This is a genomic window from Corynebacterium sp. LaCa_23 (genome assembly GCF_058182375.1).
Window position 1 is genome coordinate 1,338,491 of the sequence record NZ_CP190825.1, and the last position, 18,063, is coordinate 1,356,553.

The 18,063-nt window shown below is 59.4% G+C and carries 15 protein-coding genes; 9 read left to right on the forward strand and 6 right to left on the reverse strand.

The genetic code is table 11. From position 1 onward, the window contains the following. Nucleotides 1–33: 33 nt before the first annotated feature. The 3 genes from ACP8IT_RS06510 to ACP8IT_RS06520 all read left to right on the forward strand — a co-directional run bounded on the left by ACP8IT_RS06510 (nucleotide 34) and on the right by ACP8IT_RS06520 (nucleotide 2,923). Nucleotides 34–798 carry an ABC transporter permease gene (locus tag ACP8IT_RS06510; RefSeq protein ID WP_005283056.1) on the forward strand — a complete coding sequence of 255 codons (765 nt, stop codon included), beginning with the start codon at nucleotides 34–36 and terminating at the stop codon, nucleotides 796–798. Between the two features lie 70 nt (nucleotides 799–868). Further along, entirely contained in the window at nucleotides 869–1,897 is a 1,029-nt protein-coding gene (locus tag ACP8IT_RS06515) for a COX15/CtaA family protein (RefSeq protein WP_490289768.1), read from the forward strand. 57 nt (nucleotides 1,898–1,954) lie between these two features. Next, on the forward strand, nucleotides 1,955–2,923 hold the full coding sequence (locus ACP8IT_RS06520; protein ID WP_490289769.1) for a quinone oxidoreductase family protein: 969 nt from the start codon (nucleotides 1,955–1,957) through the stop codon (nucleotides 2,921–2,923). Nucleotides 2,924–2,976: 53 nt separating this feature from the next. Here the strand turns inward: ACP8IT_RS06520 and ACP8IT_RS06525 are convergent, their stop codons facing one another. Further along, nucleotides 2,977–3,921, reverse strand: a complete 945-nt coding sequence (locus ACP8IT_RS06525; protein ID WP_490289770.1) for a heme o synthase — start codon at nucleotides 3,919–3,921, stop codon at nucleotides 2,977–2,979. Between the two features lie 364 nt (nucleotides 3,922–4,285). Here ACP8IT_RS06525 and tkt point away from each other — a divergent pair, with 364 nt between their 5' ends. The 5 genes from tkt to pgl all read left to right on the forward strand — a co-directional run bounded on the left by tkt (nucleotide 4,286) and on the right by pgl (nucleotide 10,869). After that, a complete protein-coding gene (gene tkt / locus ACP8IT_RS06530; protein WP_490290598.1) occupies nucleotides 4,286–6,358 on the forward strand; it encodes a transketolase in 2,073 nt (690 codons plus the stop codon). Nucleotides 6,359–6,389: 31 nt separating this feature from the next. Continuing rightward, nucleotides 6,390–7,478, forward strand: coding sequence for a transaldolase (tal, locus tag ACP8IT_RS06535; RefSeq protein ID WP_490289771.1), 1,089 nt, complete (start codon nucleotides 6,390–6,392; stop codon nucleotides 7,476–7,478). A 99-nt stretch (nucleotides 7,479–7,577) separates the two neighbouring features. Beyond that, nucleotides 7,578–9,110 (forward strand): glucose-6-phosphate dehydrogenase, encoded by a 1,533-nt coding sequence (gene zwf, locus ACP8IT_RS06540; RefSeq protein ID WP_237800863.1) that lies wholly within the window; start codon nucleotides 7,578–7,580, stop codon nucleotides 9,108–9,110. A 14-nt stretch (nucleotides 9,111–9,124) separates the two neighbouring features. Beyond that, entirely contained in the window at nucleotides 9,125–10,060 is a 936-nt protein-coding gene (locus tag ACP8IT_RS06545; protein WP_284897430.1) for a glucose-6-phosphate dehydrogenase assembly protein OpcA, read from the forward strand. A gap of 47 nt (nucleotides 10,061–10,107) precedes the next feature. Next, nucleotides 10,108–10,869, forward strand: coding sequence for a 6-phosphogluconolactonase (gene pgl / locus ACP8IT_RS06550; RefSeq protein ID WP_490289772.1), 762 nt, complete (start codon nucleotides 10,108–10,110; stop codon nucleotides 10,867–10,869). Nucleotides 10,870–11,019: 150 nt separating this feature from the next. Here the strand turns inward: pgl and secG are convergent, their stop codons facing one another. The 4 genes from secG to gap all read right to left on the reverse strand — a co-directional run bounded on the left by secG (nucleotide 11,020) and on the right by gap (nucleotide 14,638). Then, nucleotides 11,020–11,256 (reverse strand): preprotein translocase subunit SecG, encoded by a 237-nt coding sequence (gene secG, locus ACP8IT_RS06555; RefSeq protein ID WP_005279116.1) that lies wholly within the window; start codon nucleotides 11,254–11,256, stop codon nucleotides 11,020–11,022. A 198-nt stretch (nucleotides 11,257–11,454) separates the two neighbouring features. Then, nucleotides 11,455–12,237 (reverse strand): triose-phosphate isomerase, encoded by a 783-nt coding sequence (gene tpiA, locus ACP8IT_RS06560; RefSeq protein ID WP_005283078.1) that lies wholly within the window; start codon nucleotides 12,235–12,237, stop codon nucleotides 11,455–11,457. A 46-nt stretch (nucleotides 12,238–12,283) separates the two neighbouring features. Then, nucleotides 12,284–13,501, reverse strand: a complete 1,218-nt coding sequence (locus ACP8IT_RS06565; protein WP_005283081.1) for a phosphoglycerate kinase — start codon at nucleotides 13,499–13,501, stop codon at nucleotides 12,284–12,286. A gap of 129 nt (nucleotides 13,502–13,630) precedes the next feature. Further along, nucleotides 13,631–14,638, reverse strand: coding sequence for a type I glyceraldehyde-3-phosphate dehydrogenase (gap, locus tag ACP8IT_RS06570; RefSeq protein ID WP_023028837.1), 1,008 nt, complete (start codon nucleotides 14,636–14,638; stop codon nucleotides 13,631–13,633). Nucleotides 14,639–15,183: 545 nt separating this feature from the next. Between gap and ACP8IT_RS06575 the strand changes: the two genes are divergently transcribed. After that, nucleotides 15,184–16,830, forward strand: coding sequence for an L-lactate permease (locus ACP8IT_RS06575; RefSeq protein ID WP_490289773.1), 1,647 nt, complete (start codon nucleotides 15,184–15,186; stop codon nucleotides 16,828–16,830). A gap of 164 nt (nucleotides 16,831–16,994) precedes the next feature. On the opposite strand, the gene whiA is transcribed toward ACP8IT_RS06575, so the two are convergent. Then, entirely contained in the window at nucleotides 16,995–17,972 is a 978-nt protein-coding gene (gene whiA, locus ACP8IT_RS06580; protein WP_084538544.1) for a DNA-binding protein WhiA, read from the reverse strand. Nucleotides 17,973–18,063: the final 91 nt, after the last annotated feature.

Below are 18,063 nucleotides of genomic sequence, written 5' to 3' on the forward strand. Positions count from 1 at the left end.
CACTTCAAATTTTTCAAGGAATAGGCCCCGATTATGAGCGCAACGTTTTCCCCCGGCACCTTCCGCCCGGCACCCAAACGAGCGAGTGCGGGCGCCATCATCCTTGCCCAAGGCGGCATGGAGGCCAAGCTCATGCTGCGCCACGGGGAGCAACAATTGCTCAGCATCATTATCCCGCTCGCCATCCTGATTGGGACCGCCCGCCTGGAATCATCCACCGGGCATGGGCTGCACGAGGTCTTTCCCATGGTGCTCGCGGTGGCGGCAACCTCGGCTGGTTTTACCGGGCAAGCCATCTCCCTCGCCTTTGACCGCCGCTACGGGGCCTTAAAGCGCACCGGCGCCTCCGGCGTACCGGCGTGGGCGATCATCGGCGGCAAGATTATCGGCGTGCTGACGATGGTGGTATTCCAGATTCTCGTGCTCGGTGCCACCGCGTTTGCCCTCGGTTTGCGCATCAGTGCGCCCGGCATCCTGCTCATGATCGTCTCGCTCATTTTCGGCGTCGCCGCCTTTACCGCCATGGGTTTGGTGCTTGGCGGCACCCTTAGCTCTGAGGCCGTACTCGCGCTGGCGAACCTCATTTGGTTTATCCTGCTGGCGATCGTCGGCTGGGCCCTGTACTCCCAGGGCTTGGGCGATAATGGCCTGCTCAACATCGTGCCCACCGTGGCACTAGCGGGCGCGCTTGCCGATGCCTCCAATTCCACCTTTCCTGGCATCGAACTCATTTCCTTGACCGCGTGGCTAGCGGTGGCGTCGTATGCGGCCGTTCGTTGGTTCCGTTTCGACGGCTAAATGTGAGTTATACCCAGTTCCCCGCGAAACAGAGCCAAAGGTTTCGGCTCGCTACACACCCTCTAGTAAGATGCACCTTGTGAATTACTGGACCAGAACTAAACGCTTTTTTAAAGAAGCCGTCCCTACCGTGGAGCAACAGCGCCTCATCGCGCTGATCCTGATCTTCTGCCAAGGCGGCATCACCGTATCTGGTTCCATCGTCCGCGTCACCGGTTCCGGCCTGGGTTGCCCCACCTGGCCCCAATGCCAGCCTGGTTCCTTGGTGCCGGTAGAAGGCGCCGCGCCGGCAATCCACCAAATCATAGAATTTGGTAACCGCCTACTCACCTTCGTCGATTCCGCCGCAGCAGGCGCGGCAGTCATCGCCATGTATATGGCGTGCCGCCGGCCTGAGCTCAGGGTCTATGCATGGCTCAACGTGGCAGGCATCGTCCTGCAGGCCGTCATCGGCGGCATCTCCGTGCACTTGGATCTGCGCTGGTGGTCCGTGGCTCTTCACTTCCTGCCTTCCATGGTGCTGGTGTGGCTTGCCTGCATGCTGTATGCCCGCATCAAAGAACCCGATGATGGCACCGCCCAGCCGCGGTTCCCGCAAGCGATTCGCATCCTCGCCGTCATCGCGACCATCGCCCTCTCGATCGTCCTGATCACCGGGACGATGGTGACCGGTTCCGGCGTCCACTCCGGCGACTCCGGCGTGGGAATGGACGGCCGCTTGGATGTGGATACCGAGTCCATGGCCATCGCCCACGCCATGTGCATGTACGTCTACCTCATCTTTACCGCCATTACCGTCTTCCTGCTGTACAAGCACCGCACCCCGCAGGAGACCAAGAAGGCAGGGTGGGTCCTTATCGTCTGCATCCTCATCCAGTGGGCCGTGGGCGTCTTGCAGTTCTACCTGAGCGTGCCGCGGTGGACGGTCCCCTTCCACATAGGTATGTCCGCCGTGGTCACCGGCTTTACCGCCCTGCTCTGGGCACACGGGCGCCACCGCGTCGGTGGCACGCCAGACCTCATCTCAGGCTCTCCCGCCGGCGACGATAAATACGCCGTTCGCCAGCAATCATTAAATGAGGAACGCGCCGCCGTCTAGGATTTAGACAGCACAATTTTTCTGCAGCTACTGCGCTTTGTGGGATAGCATGGCCTTATGCATGCTATCCAGATCACAGAAACGGGCGGGCCGGAAGTCCTGCGCTACGCCGAGGTTCCTGCGCCCACGCCTAGTGAGGACGAAGTCTTAGTTGATGTCACCGTGGCGGGCGTGAACTATATCGATACCTACTACCGCGAGGGTATCTATAACGCCCAGACGCCTTTTATCCCTGGCTTTGAGGGAACGGGGCGCGTTGTCCACGATCCCAAGGGGGAAATTGCGGAAGGCTCCCTAGTGGCATGGCACCACGCCTTTGGTTCCTATGCCGAGCAGGTCTGCGTCCCCCGGAACGGCCTTGTCGCTGTACCGGATGATTTCCCCACCGAGATCGCTGCCTCCATGCTGCTACAGGGCATGACCGCCCACTTCCTTTCCCACGGCGTGTATGAGCTTGGCGAAGGCGCTACCTGCCTCATTACCGCTGGTGCGGGCGGTGTGGGCCAGCTGTTGACCCAAATGGCATCCGCTTTGGGGGCAACGGTCTATACGGTTGTCTCCACCGATGAAAAGGAAGAGATCTCGTATAAGTGCGGCGCCGACCATGTCTTTCGCTACAGCGATGGTTTGGGCGAGCAGGTTCGTCGATTTAATGGCGGCCGCGGCGTCGATGTGGTCTATGACGGCGTGGGGCAAGCCACCTTCTTCGAATCGCTCGAGGCCGTTCGCCCGCGCGGCACCGTCGCGCTCTTTGGTGCCGCTTCTGGCCCGGTTGAGCCCATCGATCCGCAGCTGCTCAATAAGCATGGCTCCATCTTCTTGACCCGTCCTTCGCTCGGCGCGTGGACGGCGCAAGAGGGCGAATTCCAGATGCGTGCGCAAGCTGTCGTCCAGGCCGTGATGGACGGGGACCTCAAGTTCAACGTATCGGCCTCCTATCCCTTGGAAGAAGCAGAGCAGGCCCACCGCGACCTACAATCGCGTAGCACCACCGGTTCTATTGTTCTGCGGGTAAAGCAGGACTAAGGAAGAATAAAGCGCGAGCCACACGGGCTCGCGCTGCAGCGTGCTACTGGGTTCTAAAACAGGGTGGCGGACCAACCAAGCATCCGGCCGATTGGCTCCCAACCTATGACGGCATCGATGGACAGGCCAATAAAGAGTACCGACAGGTAGTTATTTGAATAGATAAACAGGCGCATGGGTTTTACCTTTGCGCCTTTCTTTACGCCTTGGTGCAGGCGGATGGCTAGCCATAAGAAGACCGCGCCAGAAGTTACGGCGGCAATGAGGTAAATCCACGATGCCGCGGGGACGATCAGCAGCGTGACGATGACCGTGCCAACGGAATACCACACGATTTGGCGGGTTACTTCTTGTTCCGTTGCCACGACCGGCAGCATCGGCACCCCGGCCTTGCGGTAATCTTCCTTGTATTTCATGGCCAAGGCCCAGGTATGTGGCGGGGTCCAGAAAAAGATAATGAGGAATAGGACTATTGCCTGCCACCAGCGGTCGGGCTCTCCCGCCGGCGCGTTATCGCGGATGACTGCCCAACCCACCATGGCCGGCATGCACCCCGCTAAACCGCCCCACACGATGTTTTGGGCATTGCGCATCTTCAAAAACTTGGTGTAGACGAATACATAGAAAAAGTTCGTGAGGATGACGAAGAACGCCGCCAACCAAGAATTTGCCAGGATGCCCAGCCACAGCACCGACACCACGAGCATGCTCCAAGCAAAGATCGCCGCGTTCCGCTTCGAAATCGTGGCGCGCACAAGTGGGCGCGCGCGGGTGCGTTGCATCTTTTGGTCAATTTCATAATCGACCACGTTATTAAAGGTATGGGCGGCCGCAGCGCCCATCCATCCGCCGAAAATGGTGGAAATGATGAGCCAGATATTTTCAGAAACCGCCTCAACGCCCCGTTGCGCTTGGAGCATCGCCGGAATTGCGGCCACGAGGAGGAGTTCAATAATCCTCGGCTTCGTTAGCGCAAAATAGGCCTTGATGGTCTCCAAGGAATTCCTCCACTATCTGAACAGACGTTGATCTACAGCACACACGCTACACAGTGCGCTATGCCCACGGTGTAGTGGTCGCACACTCCGGCACAAAAGTTCCGGAGAATTAATTCACACTATGGCTTACATATAAAATGCGCTACACATGGATCGTAGCAATGCAGCGGAAACGCAGAGAGTAACTAATGCTGTGCCGTACACCGCTTAGCCATGCCAGCTTACCGGTTCCCCGCGGCTTTCAATAATTCCGCACCGCCGTCAAAAAAGTAACTAGACTGTGTGGAGTTCAGTAATTAACGCCTAGATTTAAGCGAGGCCTTATACCGTGTCGAAAGATAATTTGTCCCCAGACCTGCAAGCTATGGTCGAGCGCCGTTATCCGGACGACTGGACAGACACCGATACTCGCGCGGTCGACACTGTGCGCGTGCTTGCTGCCGATGCCGTCCAAAACTGCGGCTCCGGGCACCCCGGCACGGCGATGTCACTGGCTCCCCTCGCCTATACGCTCTACCAGCGCGTTATCAACCATGATCCCAATGATGTGAATTGGGCTGGGCGCGACCGCTTCGTGCTGTCTGTCGGCCACTCGTCCCTGACCCTCTACATCCAGCTCTTCTTGGGTGGATTCGGTTTGGAGATGAAAGATCTCGAGCAGCTGCGCACCTGGGGTTCCCTTACCCCTGGTCACCCTGAGGTGCACCACACCGATGGCGTGGAGATCACCACCGGCCCACTCGGCCAGGGTCTGGCATCATCTGTAGGCATGGCCATGGCCGCCCGCAAGGAGCGCGGCCTCTTCGATCCTGAGGCACCGGTCGGCCAATCCCCCTTTGATCACTACGTCTACACCATTGCCTCCGACGGCGACCTGCAGGAAGGCGTTACCGCTGAGGCATCGTCTTTGGCTGGCACCCAGAAGCTGGGCAACCTGATTGTCTTCTGGGATGACAACCGCATTTCCATCGAGGATGACACCAATATCGCCTTCAATGAGGACGTCGCTGCGCGCTATGAGGCATACGGCTGGCACGTCCAGACCGTGGAATCCGGCGAGGACGTCGTTGCCATTGAAGAGGCAGTGCGCAATGCCCAGCAGGAAACGGAGCGCCCCTCCTTCATCCGCGTGAAGACGGTCATTGGCTACCCTGCCCCGACCAAGATGAACACCGGCGGCGTGCACGGCGCGGCGCTTGGCGATGACGAAGTTGCCGCCACCAAGGAAGTCCTCGGCTTCGACCCAGAAAAAACCTTCCACATTGATGATGAGGTCTTGGCCCACACCCGCAAGCTGCGCGAGCGCGGCGCCAAAAAGCACGCGCAGTGGCAAGAGAAGTTCGACGCGTGGGCGGCGGACAACGCCGAGAATAAGGCGCTCTTTGACCGCATGAGCGCCCGCGAATTGCCGGAGAACTTCGATGCCGAACTCCCCGTATGGGAGCCAGGTGATGCGATCGCCACCCGTAAGGCCTCTGAGGCGACCATCCAGGCGCTGGCCGCCGCCTTGCCGGAAATGTGGGGCGGCTCGGCCGATCTAGCGGGGTCCAATAACACCGTGATTAAGGACGCGGATTCCTTCGGCCCTGAAAACATCACCACCAATAAGTGGTCCGCGCAGCCTTATGGCCGCAACCTTCACTTTGGCATCCGCGAGCACGCGATGTCCGCCATCATGAACGGCATCGCCCTCCACGGAAATACCCGCGTGTATGGCGGTACCTTCCTGATCTTCTCCGAGTATCAGTACCCGGCCGTGCGCCTCGGCTCGCTGATGTCTACCGATACCTACTACGTGTGGACGCACGATTCCATTGGCTTGGGCGAAGACGGCCCTACCCACCAGCCGGTAGAAACCCTGTCGGCCTTGCGCGCCATTCCGAACCTGTCTGTAATCCGGCCTGCCGATGCCAATGAAACCGCACAGGCCTGGGCCGCAGCGATGGAATACAAGGCAGCCCCGAAGGGACTTGCGCTTAGCCGCCAGAACCTCCCTATTTTGGAAGGCACCAAGGAAAAGGCACGCGATGGCGTTCGCCGCGGCGCCTACACCTTGGTCGAAGGCTCCAAGGACGAGCCCGATGTTATCTTGCTGGCCACTGGCTCGGAGGTACAGCTCGCGGTGGAGGCAGCCAACCAGCTCGAAAGCGAAGGCACGGCAGCCCGCGTGGTATCGGCGCCGTGCTTGGAGTGGTTCGACGAGCAGGACGCAGAATACCGCGAATCGGTCCTGCCCAGCAGCGTGAGGGCCCGCGTTTCCGTCGAAGCCGGCCTCGCTCAGTCCTGGCACAAGTACACCGGTACTTTCGGCCGCAACGTCTCCCTAGAGCACTACGGGGCCTCCGCTCCCGGCGACGAGCTCTTCGAAAAGTTTGGCTTTACCTCTGCTGCGGTTGCCGATGCTGCACGCGAAAGCATCGCCGAAGCCCAAAGCTAAGCCCACCTCACCGACGCTAAAAGGAATGACTATGAACAACATTTCTGAACTTGCCCAATTGGGCACCTCCACGTGGCTCGATGATCTCTCGCGCCAGCGCTTGGAATCCGGAAACTTGAAGGAGATTATTTCCTCCAAGTCCATCGTGGGTGTGACCACCAACCCGGCTATCTTTGCCACCGCCATGACCAGCGGCACGGCCTATGACGAAGACCTGGCAGCCTTGAAGGAGAAGAACGCTTCGGCCGATGAAGCCGTCTACTCCCTGGCAATTACGGACGTACAAAACGCCTGTGACCTTTTTGCCGATATTTATGCCGAGTCCGACGGCCAGGATGGCCGCGTATCCATCGAGGTGGATCCGCGCATCTCCGACGATGCCGCGGCAACCCTCAAGCAGGCCCGCGAACTGTGGGACCAGGTGGACCGCCCCAATGCGATGATCAAGGTCCCGGCTACCAAGGGCTCCCTCCCCGCTATCGAGGATGCCTTGGCAGAGGGAATCAGCGTCAACGTCACCCTGATCTTCTCGGTCGCCCGCTACCGCGAGGTCATCGCCGCATTCCAGGCTGGGCTCAAGCGCGCAGCCGAGGGTGGCAAGGACGTCACCAAGATTCACTCGGTCGCATCGTTCTTCGTCTCCCGCCTGGATACGGAAGTGGATAAGCGCTTGGAAGCTATCGGTTCCGATGAGGCCCTGTCCTTGCGAGGCAAGGCCGGTGTCGCTAACGCGCAGCGTGCCTACGCCCTCTTCCAGGAAGAATTGCTCGGTGACAACAACGGCCTCCCAGAAGGCGCGCCCATTCAGCGCCCGCTGTGGGCTTCTACCGGCGTGAAGAACCCTGACTACCCAGCAACGCTGTACGTGACCGAGCTGGCTGGCCCGCACACGGTAAATACCATGCCGGAAAAGACCATTGATGCGGTCCTGCAGGAGGGTGGTTTCCACGGCGATACCCTCTCCACTGCCGGCGAAGAAGCCGAGAAGGTCTTCTCCCAGCTCGAATCGGTGGGCATTGACCTAGAAGATGTCTTTGCAGTCCTGGAGCGCGAGGGCGTCGATAAGTTCGTCGCCGCGTGGAATGACCTCCTTGATTCCCTCAAACAACAACTCGCGTAAACTACGACCGTGGTCCTAGCCCCGCCGGATAGCCGGCGGGGCATTATGCCGCCACTAGTTGAAAGACTACTTAGCTTTTCCCTCTAGGAAGGATAATCCGTGACGGACTCAGCCGCTTGGGTCAATCCCTTGCGTAATGCCGCCGATAAACGATTGCCACGCATCGCGGGCCCCGCGGGCATGGTCATCTTTGGTGTGACCGGCGATTTAGCTTTCAAAAAGCTCCTGCCGGCCATCTATGACCTTGCTAGCCGCGGTCTCTTGCCCGCTGGCTTCACGCTCGTCGGCTATGGCCGCAGGGACTGGGATAACGCGGACTTCTGCGATTATTTCCGCAGCGCGGTAGAAGCCGGTGCCCGCACTGACTTTAACCACGACGTGTGGGAGCACTTATCCCAAGGAATCGAGTTCGTGCAAGGCTCCTTCGATGATGAGGGCTTCGACAAGCTTTCTGCGCGGTTGGCCGAGCTGGATAAGGCCCGCGGTACGGGAAGCAATTGGGCATACTACCTTTCGGTGCCGCCAGAGTTCTTCTCCGATATCTGCCACCAGTTGGAACGCGTGGGCATGGCCAATTCCATGGAGGACTCGTGGCGCCGAGTGATCATCGAAAAGCCCTTTGGCCACGACCAGGAATCCGCGCGCGAGCTCAATGAGATCGTCAACGCGGTCTTCCCAGAATCGGCCGTCTTCCGCATCGATCACTACCTGGGCAAAGAGACCGTGCAAAACATCATGGCGCTGCGGTTTGCCAACCAGATTTTTGAGCCGATGTGGAACGCGCACTATATCGACCACGTGCAAATCACCATGGCCGAAGATATTGGGCTTGGCGGTCGCGCTGGCTATTATGACGGAATCGGTGCGGCCCGAGACGTCATTCAGAACCACCTGCTGCAGCTGCTCGCCCTCGTGGCAATGGAAGAGCCTTCTTCCTTCGAGCCGGAGGCGCTGCGCGCTGAAAAGGTCAAGGTGCTGCGCGCTACGCAGCCGGTCCATCCGCTCAATAAAACCACCGCCCGTGGTCAGTACACCGCCGGCTGGCAGGGCTCGGAATACGTGAAGGGCTTGCGCGAGGAGGAGGGCTTCGATCCCGCCTCCACCACAGAGACCTATGCGGCGTGCACGTTGGAGGTCAATTCGCGGCGTTGGGGAGGCGTGCCTTTCTACCTGCGCACGGGCAAGCGGCTGGGGCGTCGCGTCACCGAGATCGCCTTAGTCTTCAAGGCCGCGCCGAACCAGCCTTTTGTCGATGGCGAAACCGATGCCCTTGGCCAAAACGCCGTGGTCATCCGCGTTCAGCCCGACGAGGGCGTGACCATGCGCTTTGGTTCGAAGGTGCCTGGTTCCACCATGGAAGTCCGCGATGTAAACATGGACTTCGCCTACGCCGAGGCATTTACCGAGGAGTCCCCCGAGGCATACGAACGCCTCATCTTGGATGCGCTTCTCGATGAATCATCCCTGTTTCCCACCAATGAGGAAGTCGAGCTATCCTGGTCCATTTTGGATCCGATCCTCGATTACTGGTCTAAGCATGGCGAGCCCGAAGATTATAAGGCGGGCACGTGGGGACCCACCTCAGCCGATAAGATGCTGCGCCGCCGGGGTCATTCCTGGCGTCGCCCGTAGAAGGGACGTAGTCAATGATTATCCCATTGCCTAATACCACCACCGGTGAAATTGCCAAGAAGCTTGTCGATGCCCAGGAGCACTACACCCGCACCACCGGCCGGGTGCTCACCCTGATCGTGGAGGCACAAGAAGGCGACGATCTGGAACAAATCCTTGCCTCTGTGCGCGATGCCTCTCATGAGCATCCCTCCCGCGTGCTCGTCGTGGTTCCGGGCGACCCGAAGTCCGAGACCCAGCTCGATGCCCAGCTCCGCGTCGGTGGTGAGGCCGGTGCGTCCGAAACCGTAGTCATGCAATTGCACGGGGCACTCGCGGATCAAGCCGAGTCCGTGCTGACCCCGCTCCTGCTGCCGGATACCCCGCTGGTTGCGTGGTGGCCCAACGTGTGCCCGCAGGTGCCCTCGGAAAGCCCCGTGGGCAAGTTGGCGCAGCGTCGCATCACGAATGTGGCCCATAAAGGCACCGTGGGCGAGCAGGATCTGCGCGCGCTTTCTCATGGCTACTCCCCCGGCGATTCCGATATGTCCTGGGCCTCCATCACCTTGTGGCGCGGGGTTGTCGCATCGGCGCTCGACCATCATCCCCATGAAAAGGTGCTATCGGTAGAGGTCGCCGGCCCCGCGGGGCATCCTGCACCCAACTTCGCGGCGGGCTGGTTGCTTGACCGACTCAGCGTCCCGGTACAGCGCACGGCAGAGGAAACCAACAGTGACTATTTCCCGGTTACCCACCTGCGCTTTAACCGGGAAACGACCCACGTGGATGTGGATGTCGTAGACGAGCGCACCGTGCGAGTGCGCGTGCCTGGCACGCCAGACTCGCTGGTTAGTTTGAGCCCGCGCACGCAAACCGAAATCCTCTCGGAGGAATTGCGGCACCTCGACGCCGATAAAACTTATGCTCAGGCGCTGCGTGCTCTGGGAGAAGTAGACTACAGTAAGCTTTAATAGCGCACGTGCTCATACCGATTCTTTGCAAAGGATTCTGATACCGAATGGTAACGCTTCACCGCGTCAGCGATGTAGATGACCTTATTTTCCAAGCCGCACTCAAATTCATTGAGACCATCGCCGGTATTCAGGCCGGCAACGGTGGCCTCCATGGTGACGGCGTGGCAAGAGTCGTACTAACTGGCGGGGGCGCAGGAATTGGGCTGCTGCACGAGCTCGCGCGCTTAGACTTCGCCGCACAGCAGCAAGGCGAGAACTACCCCGCCTTGCGCATCGATTGGTCCCGCGTGCACATCTTCTTTGGCGATGAGCGCAATGTTCCGGTCAGCGACCCAGCTTCCAACGAAGGCCAAGCGCGCTCCGCACTGCTCGATCACGTCGACATCCCTAATCAGAATATCCACGGATTCGACCTCGGTGCGGTCTCCATGGAAGCGGCCGCCAATGCCTACGAGCCAGAGTTGAAAGACTTCGCACCTTTAGGGTTCGATTTACACCTTTTGGGAATGGGCGCAGAAGGCCACATTAACTCTATGTTCCCCCACTCACCTGCCATCCGTGAGCGGGAAGAACTCGCAGTACCGGTACACGATTCCCCAAAGCCCCCCAGCGAGCGCATTACTCTTACGTTGGCGGCGGTCAATAGGTCCGAGCGCGTCTGGCTCTTGGTCGCCGGGGAGGAAAAAGCCGCTGCCGCAAAGGATATCGTAGACGGCGTTGACGCTGAGGAGTGCCCAGCCGCTGGTGCGCATGGGACGAAGGAAACGATCCTCTTCCTTGCAGACGATGCCGCCCAGGAGTTGTAAAGTCAGCAACGGCGGCACCGCCACTTAACGCATAAGCGCCGGTACCTCGGTCCTTTCCCTTCTCTACGAAGGGTTATGGGACTGAAGTACCGGCGCTGTTTTGCGCGGTTGGCCGCCGCTAGTGGTTAGCGGTGGCCTGCCGCGTGCTTCCTAAGAAGCGTAGGCCTGGATAAGGTTAAGGCCAACGATGCAGGCCAACCAGATAATCACCATGACGACGGTATAGCGGTCTAGGTTCTTTTCCACCACGGTCGAACCGGACAGGTTCGATTGCACACCGCCGCCGAAAAGGCTAGACAGGCCGCCGCCTTTGCCCTTGTGTAAAAGCACAAAGATGGACATCAAAATAGCTGAAATTAGCAAAATGATTTCCAGTGCTAAGACCATGAGGTTCTTCCTTTTCTCAACGTGCGCCCAGTGGCACCTTCGATGTACTACCGAAAGTCACGCTAGCCACCGGCGCGAAGTACTTTCCGGCTTTGCCTACGCAAAGCAATCACAAGGGCCTACTGTACACCATGCCGCGGGCGGGGCTCACCCCAACCCGCGGCACACAAGTCACCTTGTAATGGTTGTTAACGCATGTTAACTAACGGCATTAGCGGCATTGGCAGCCAACTTGGCAAAGTCCTCTCCTACCAAGGAAGCACCACCGATAAGGCCGCCGTCTACGTCGGGCTTGCTGACGATATCAGCAACGGAATCGACCTTCACGGAACCGCCGTACAGGATGCGGATGCCCTCGGCGACCTCGTCGCCCGCGAGTTCCTTGACCAGGCCGCGGATGGCGGCGCACACTTCCTGCGCGTCATCGGCGGAGGCAACCTTGCCGGTGCCGATGGCCCACACGGGCTCGTAGGCGATAACCGTCTTGGATAGCTGCTCGGCGCTAAGTCCCTGCAGGGAATCGCGGGTTTGGTTCACCACGTAGTCAACGTGGGTGCCGGCCTCGCGCACGTCGAGTGGCTCGCCCACGCAGACGATGGGGCTGATGCCATTCTCCAGGGCCGCTGCGGCCTTCTCAGCGACCAGCTGGTCAGTTTCGCCGTGGTATTCGCGGCGCTCGGAGTGGCCGACGACTGCCCAGCTGCAGCCCAGTTTGCTCAGCATCTGACCGGATACCTCACCGGTGTAGGCGCCGGATTCGTGCTTGGAGATATCCTGCGCACCGTAGGTGATCTTCAGCTTATCGCCCTCAACGAGGGTCTGAATGGTGCGGATATCGGTAAATGGAACCATGTAGGCTACATCGACCTTGTCGTAGTAATCCTCCGGCAGGGAGAAGGCAAACTTTTGAACGGAACCGATGGCCTCGATGTGATCGAGGTTCATCTTCCAGTTGCCAGCAATAAGTGGTGTACGTGCCATAATTAATCCTTTCTGTGTACGCCTGTATTTAGCTGTTTTAGGCGGTTTATGCCTCGAGCACGGAAACGCCCGGCAGCTCCTTGCCCTCGAGGTATTCAAGGGATGCGCCGCCGCCGGTGGAGATGTGGCTGAAGCCATCCTCGTCGAGGCCCAAGGTGCGCACGGAGGCTGCGGAGTCGCCGCCGCCGACGACGGAGAAGGAACCGTTGGAGGAGGTGGCATCGATAATCGCCTGCGCCACCCCAGCGGTGCCCTTGGAGAAGGCTTCCATTTCGAATACGCCCATGGGGCCGTTCCAGAATACGGTCTTGGAATCTGCCAGTACGTCGGCGAATTCCTCGATGGACTTGGGTCCGATGTCCAGGGACATCCAGCCCTCAGGGATGCCATCGAGCTCAACAACCTTGGTCTCAGCGTCTGCGGCGAACTCGCTGGCGGCGGTGAGGTCTACCGGAAGGACGATCTTGTCGCCGAAGCGCTCCAGCAGGCTCTTGCAGTTTTCGATCTGGTCCTCTTGCAGCAAAGACTCCTGAACGTTGTAGCCCTTAGCGGCCAGAAGGGTGTAGCACATGCCACCGCCGATGATGATCTTGTCGGCCTTTCCGGCAAGGGCTTCGATAACGCCGAGCTTGTCGGAAACCTTTGCGCCGCCCAGAACGACGACGTAAGGGTGCGCTGGATCCTTGGCCACGGTGGACAATACGTCCAATTCCTTTTCCACCAGCTTGCCGGCGTAGGCGGGCAGGCGCTTGGCGACGTCATACACAGACGTCTGTGCGCGGTGAACAACGCCGAAGCCGTCGGAGACGAAGGCGCCGTTATCGGCAGCCAGGGCGACGAGCTCGTCGGCGAATTCGCCGCGCTCTGCCTCATCCTTAGAGGTCTCGCGTGGGTCAAAGCGGACATTTTCTACCAGCATGACATCGCCGCTGTTTAGTCCGTTGGCGCGCTCGTGGGCGTCTTCGCCGGTGACGTCGTTGGCCAAGGCAACGTACTGGCCTAGGGCCTCAGACAGCGCTTCTGCGACCGGAGCCAGGGAGTACTTGGAATTTACCTCACCCTTGGGGCGGCCGAGGTGTGCGGAAAGGATGACCTTCGCGCCGCCATCGACAAGAGCCTTGATGGTGGGAAGAGATGCGGTAATGCGGCCGGGGTCGGTGATATTTCCGTCATCATCCAGCGGCACGTTGAAGTCAGACCGAACCAGAATGTGGCGGTCCTCTACGCCTTCTTCTAGCAGGTTATCTAGGGTCTTAAAAGCCATGTGTTACTCCTTTTAAAGTGAACTCTGCAGTTGAGGTTCCTACATAAAAGGATACCGGCCACAACGTCGTGCCGTCAGGGGCGTTCGTTGTGGCCGGTATCGCATTAAGGGCTGCTCTGTATTAGAACTTTAGAGCTTTTCTGCAACCAGGTTGGTCATACGGACGAGCTGGGAGGTGTAGCCCCACTCGTTGTCGTACCAACCCAGCACCTTGACCAGGTTGCCGTTGGAGACCTTGGTCATGCCGGCATCGAAGATGCAGCCGTGCGGGGAGGTGACGATGTCGGTGGAAACCAGCGGATCCTCGGTGTATGCGAGGGTGTCCTTCAGCTCGCCTTCAGCTGCTTCCTTGAGTGCGGCGTTGATCTCCTCAACGGTGACGTCGCGGGAAGCGGTGAAGGTCAGGTCCGTTGCGGAACCGGTGATGACCGGAACGCGCATTGCGTAGCCGTCCAGCTTGCCTTCCAGCTCAGGCAGGACCAAGGAGACGGCCTTAGCTGCACCGGTGGAGGTAGGTACCAGGTTGACGGCTGCGGCGCGGGCGCGGCGCAGGTCCTTGTGAGGAGCGTCCTGCAGGCGCTGGTCACCGGTATAAGCGTGAACGGTGGTCATCAGGCCCTTTTCCACACCGAACTTATCATTCAAGACCTTGGCCATAGGAGCCAAGCAGTTGGTGGTGCAGGAAGCTGCGGAAATAACGTCGTGGTTAGCTGGGTCGTAAGTGTCGGAGTTAACACCGTAGACGAAAGTTGCGTCAACTTCCTTGCCAGGAGCAGAGATGATGACCTTCTTGGCGCCGGCCTCAATGTGAGCCTTTGCGTCGTTGCCGTTGGTGAACAGGCCGGTGGACTCGATAACGAGGTCCACGTCCAGCTCGCCCCACTTCAGGTTCTTTGGGTCCTTCTCGTTGAAGACCTGGATGCGGTTGCCGTTGACGGTGATGGAGTCATCATCGTAGGTAATCTCGCCGTCGAAGCGACCCAGTACAGAGTCGTACTTCAACAGGTTAGAGAGAGTCTGGTTATCGGTCAGGTCGTTGACGGCAACGATCTCAAGGTCGTTGTCGGTCCGGTTAACTGCGTGGAAGAAGTTACGACCAATGCGGCCAAAGCCGTTAATGCCTACGCGGGTAGTCACTGTAAATCTCCTCAAAAAGTCGAGTAATAATTTCTATGGGCCTACCGCGGGTCCTTCGAGTACTTTACTGCTCTGGGTGAGTAAGGTGCCCGAGGCTTTGCCCAACAACCGCAATACTACAGAGCCTTTATAGCGCGTGCAGTGGGCTGCAAGGCTGCCAGAAAAGTATCTGAAAGTTTTCCGATCTAGGCGTACAATCTTCCCGAGTATTTTTGTTTCTCCCAAATTATCCGGCAGTTCAAGCCCGTTTAAGTTGGTTCTTGTGGACTTTACACCGTTAATGTGTGATATATCACTGTACGGAGTATTCCGCTGCCTGCTCGCACACTGACTCCCCACAGAGACGGTGACATAAATTAACTTGGGCCAAATCACACGACCGCGTTTATGACGCGATATGCTTACGCTAACTCACTGTGTTCCAGGTAGCACTCGGGCATTCGCTCGGCGCTAGCTCTCGCCTGAAACGCGTGGGCAACTAATTTAAGTCCCCCGCAGACCGAATGCGCCTGCGATAGTACCCCCGTTAGAATCGAGGATACTCAATGTTTGAGATAAATACCTCTGTTGTGGGAGACAGTCTTGGGCTCACCGCGCTCGTGGCAATTCTCCCCCTCGTGGCTTTCTTCATTATGTTGATGGGCTTTAAAGCCCGTGCACACACTTCAGGAGCCGTTGCCCTTGCGACCTCCATCATCCTGGCCATAGTTGCCTTTTCGATGCCCGTGGATATGGCACTGTCCTCCGCGGTCCGCGGTGGGCTCTTCGGCTTCCTGCCCATTGTTTGGGTCATTATTACGGCGATTTGGTTTTACGAAATCACGGTCGCCTCGGGCCGCTTCGAAGATTTGCGTAAGACCTTCGACCTCTTAGGCGATGGCGATATCCGCATCCAGTCGATGCTCATCGCCTTCTGTTTCGGTGGCCTCCTTGAAGCCCTTGCGGGTTTCGGCGCCCCGGTGGCCATCACCGCCACCATGATTATGGCGCTCGGCGTCAAGCCGCTGCGCGCTGCGACGGTCGTTCTTATTGCCAATACCGCTCCGGTGGCATTCGGCGCGGTTGGTATTCCGGTCACCACCGCCGGTGAGGTTGGCGGACGTACCGCCGAGCAAACCCAAGATATCGCCGGCCTTATCGCCCTGCAGGTCTTGGTCATTGCCGCGATTGTTCCGTTCCTCATCGCATTCATCCTGGACGGCATGCGCGGCGTGAAGGAAACGGCGCCCGCCGCCGCGGTCATCGGCATTTCCTTTGCCGCCGCACAGTGGCTGACCGCCACCTTCTTTGCTTACCAGCTCACCAACGTTATTGCCTGCATCGTCTCCCTGGGTGCCGCCTTCATCTTCCTCCGCGTCTGGAAGCCACGCGGCGTCGCGCAGCTGCGCGAGCGCATGGAGCTGCCCGCCGCAGAAACGTCGACCGACCTCAATGGCCGCCGCATCTGGATGGCCCTGCTGCCCTACGCCGTCGTTACCGCCGTATTTGCCATCGCGACCGCAGCACCGGCGATCTTCGGCTTCTGGAAGCTGAAGTTCGCGTGGCCGCTGCTGGATGGCACCGTCATCGGCACCAACGGCGAGGCCATGGACACCAGCTTTAGCTTCAATGTCTTTGGCAACCCCGGTACCTTGCTCTTGCTCTCCGGCATTATCGTGGCCATTGTTTATCACTTCTGCAACGAAAACGGCAGCTACAAGCTCAGCTTCGCCCAACCCGTGCAAGCTTTTGGTGAAGTTGCCAACCGCATGAAGTTCTCCGGGCTGACCATTGTCTTGGTCCTCGCTTTGGCCTACACGATGAACTACTCGGGTCAGACCATCGCCATCGGTGAATTCGTATCTTCCGCCGGTTCCATCTTCGCTCTCTTCGCTCCCGTGCTGGGCTGGATCGGTACCGCGGTGACCGGCTCCGATACCTCCGCGAACGCGCTCTTTGGCAACCTCCAGGTCGCCGCCGCTGACCGCATTGGCGTCAACCCTGACCTCATGCTGGCCGCCAATACCGCCGGTGGTGTTGTGGGTAAGATGATTTCGCCACAGTCCCTGGCCATTGCGGCAACCGCCGTATCCATGGAGGGCAAGGAATCCGTCATCTTGAAGAACGTCGTGGGCTACTCCATCGCGTTCTTGGCCGTTGTCTGTGTCATCGTCTTCTTGATGACCAACGTCTTGGGCTTCTTGGTCCCATAAGGCTTAGGCCGCCACCGGCTTTAAGCACTTAGCCCGCCGCCCAGCACTCCCATCATCCACGGGGTTGGGCCGCGGCACAACACAAGGCGGGAAGGACAAGCACCTCAGTGCTTTCCTTCCCGCCTTTCGTGGTTCAAAGAGCCGGAGCCAATCGTGCCCAGCGGCTAAGAGTCACCAAAAAGATCGTCCGAGATGGACTCGTTAGTATCGGGGATATCCAGTTCTTCGGCCCGCTTATCCGCCATGGACAATAGGCGCCGAATGCGCCCGGCTACCGCATCCTTGGTCATGGGCGGATCCGCCAGCCGGCCGAGCTCTTCCAAGGAGGCCTCGCGGTGCTGCACGCGCAGGCGGCCGGCATCGGCCAGGTGCTCGGGAACGTCATCACCCAAGATTTCCATCGCCCTATCCACGCGCGCCGCGGCGGTCACGGCGGCCCGTGCGGAACGGCGCAGGTTGGCATCATCAAAGTTATCCAACCGGCGCGATGTGTCGTGCGCTTCGCGCTTTACCCGCTTCTTTTCCCACGACAGGCGGGTCACTTGCGCGCCCATGCGGGTCAGCAGCGCGCCAATGGCATCGCCGTCGCGAACAACGACCCGATCCTCGCCGCGGGTCTCTTTTGTCTTCGCGGAAATCCCCAGGCGCCGCGCGCAGCCCACGAGTGCCAACGCGGCCTCTTGGCAGGGGCAGGTTACTTCCAGCGCCGAAGAACGCCCTGGCTCCGTCAGGCTGCCGTGGGCAAGGAAGGCACCCCTCCACGCGGCCTCGCTATCTGCCACCGTGCCGGAAATGACCTGCGGGGGAAGCCCCACCACGGCGTGACCGGAACGGGTGATCAGGCCCAGGCGGCGGGTTAGCTCCTTCGCTCCTTTGGTGATGCGCACGATGACGCGGGATTTCTTCGCCGTCCCCGCAGGGCCAACAACATGGCTTTCCGCTTCGATCCCATAGAGCTCGTCTAAAGCCACGAGGATGCGCTGCGCAATAGCCTGGTTATCGAGCTCGAGCTCATAGGCCATGCTGTCCCCAGAGACGTCTACCTCTCCGGCAAAGCGCAGAATCGATGCGAGCTCCGCTGCGCGCGCGGACTGACGGGTTACGCCTACCGCCGCTAGTTCTTCTTTGACCTGTTCGGTCAACGGTGTGGTCACCTAGTTCGCCCCATTTCTCTGTCACAGTCACGAATGACGCTTGTGCAATGCACGGCCCCACGCACACCAACTACTGCGT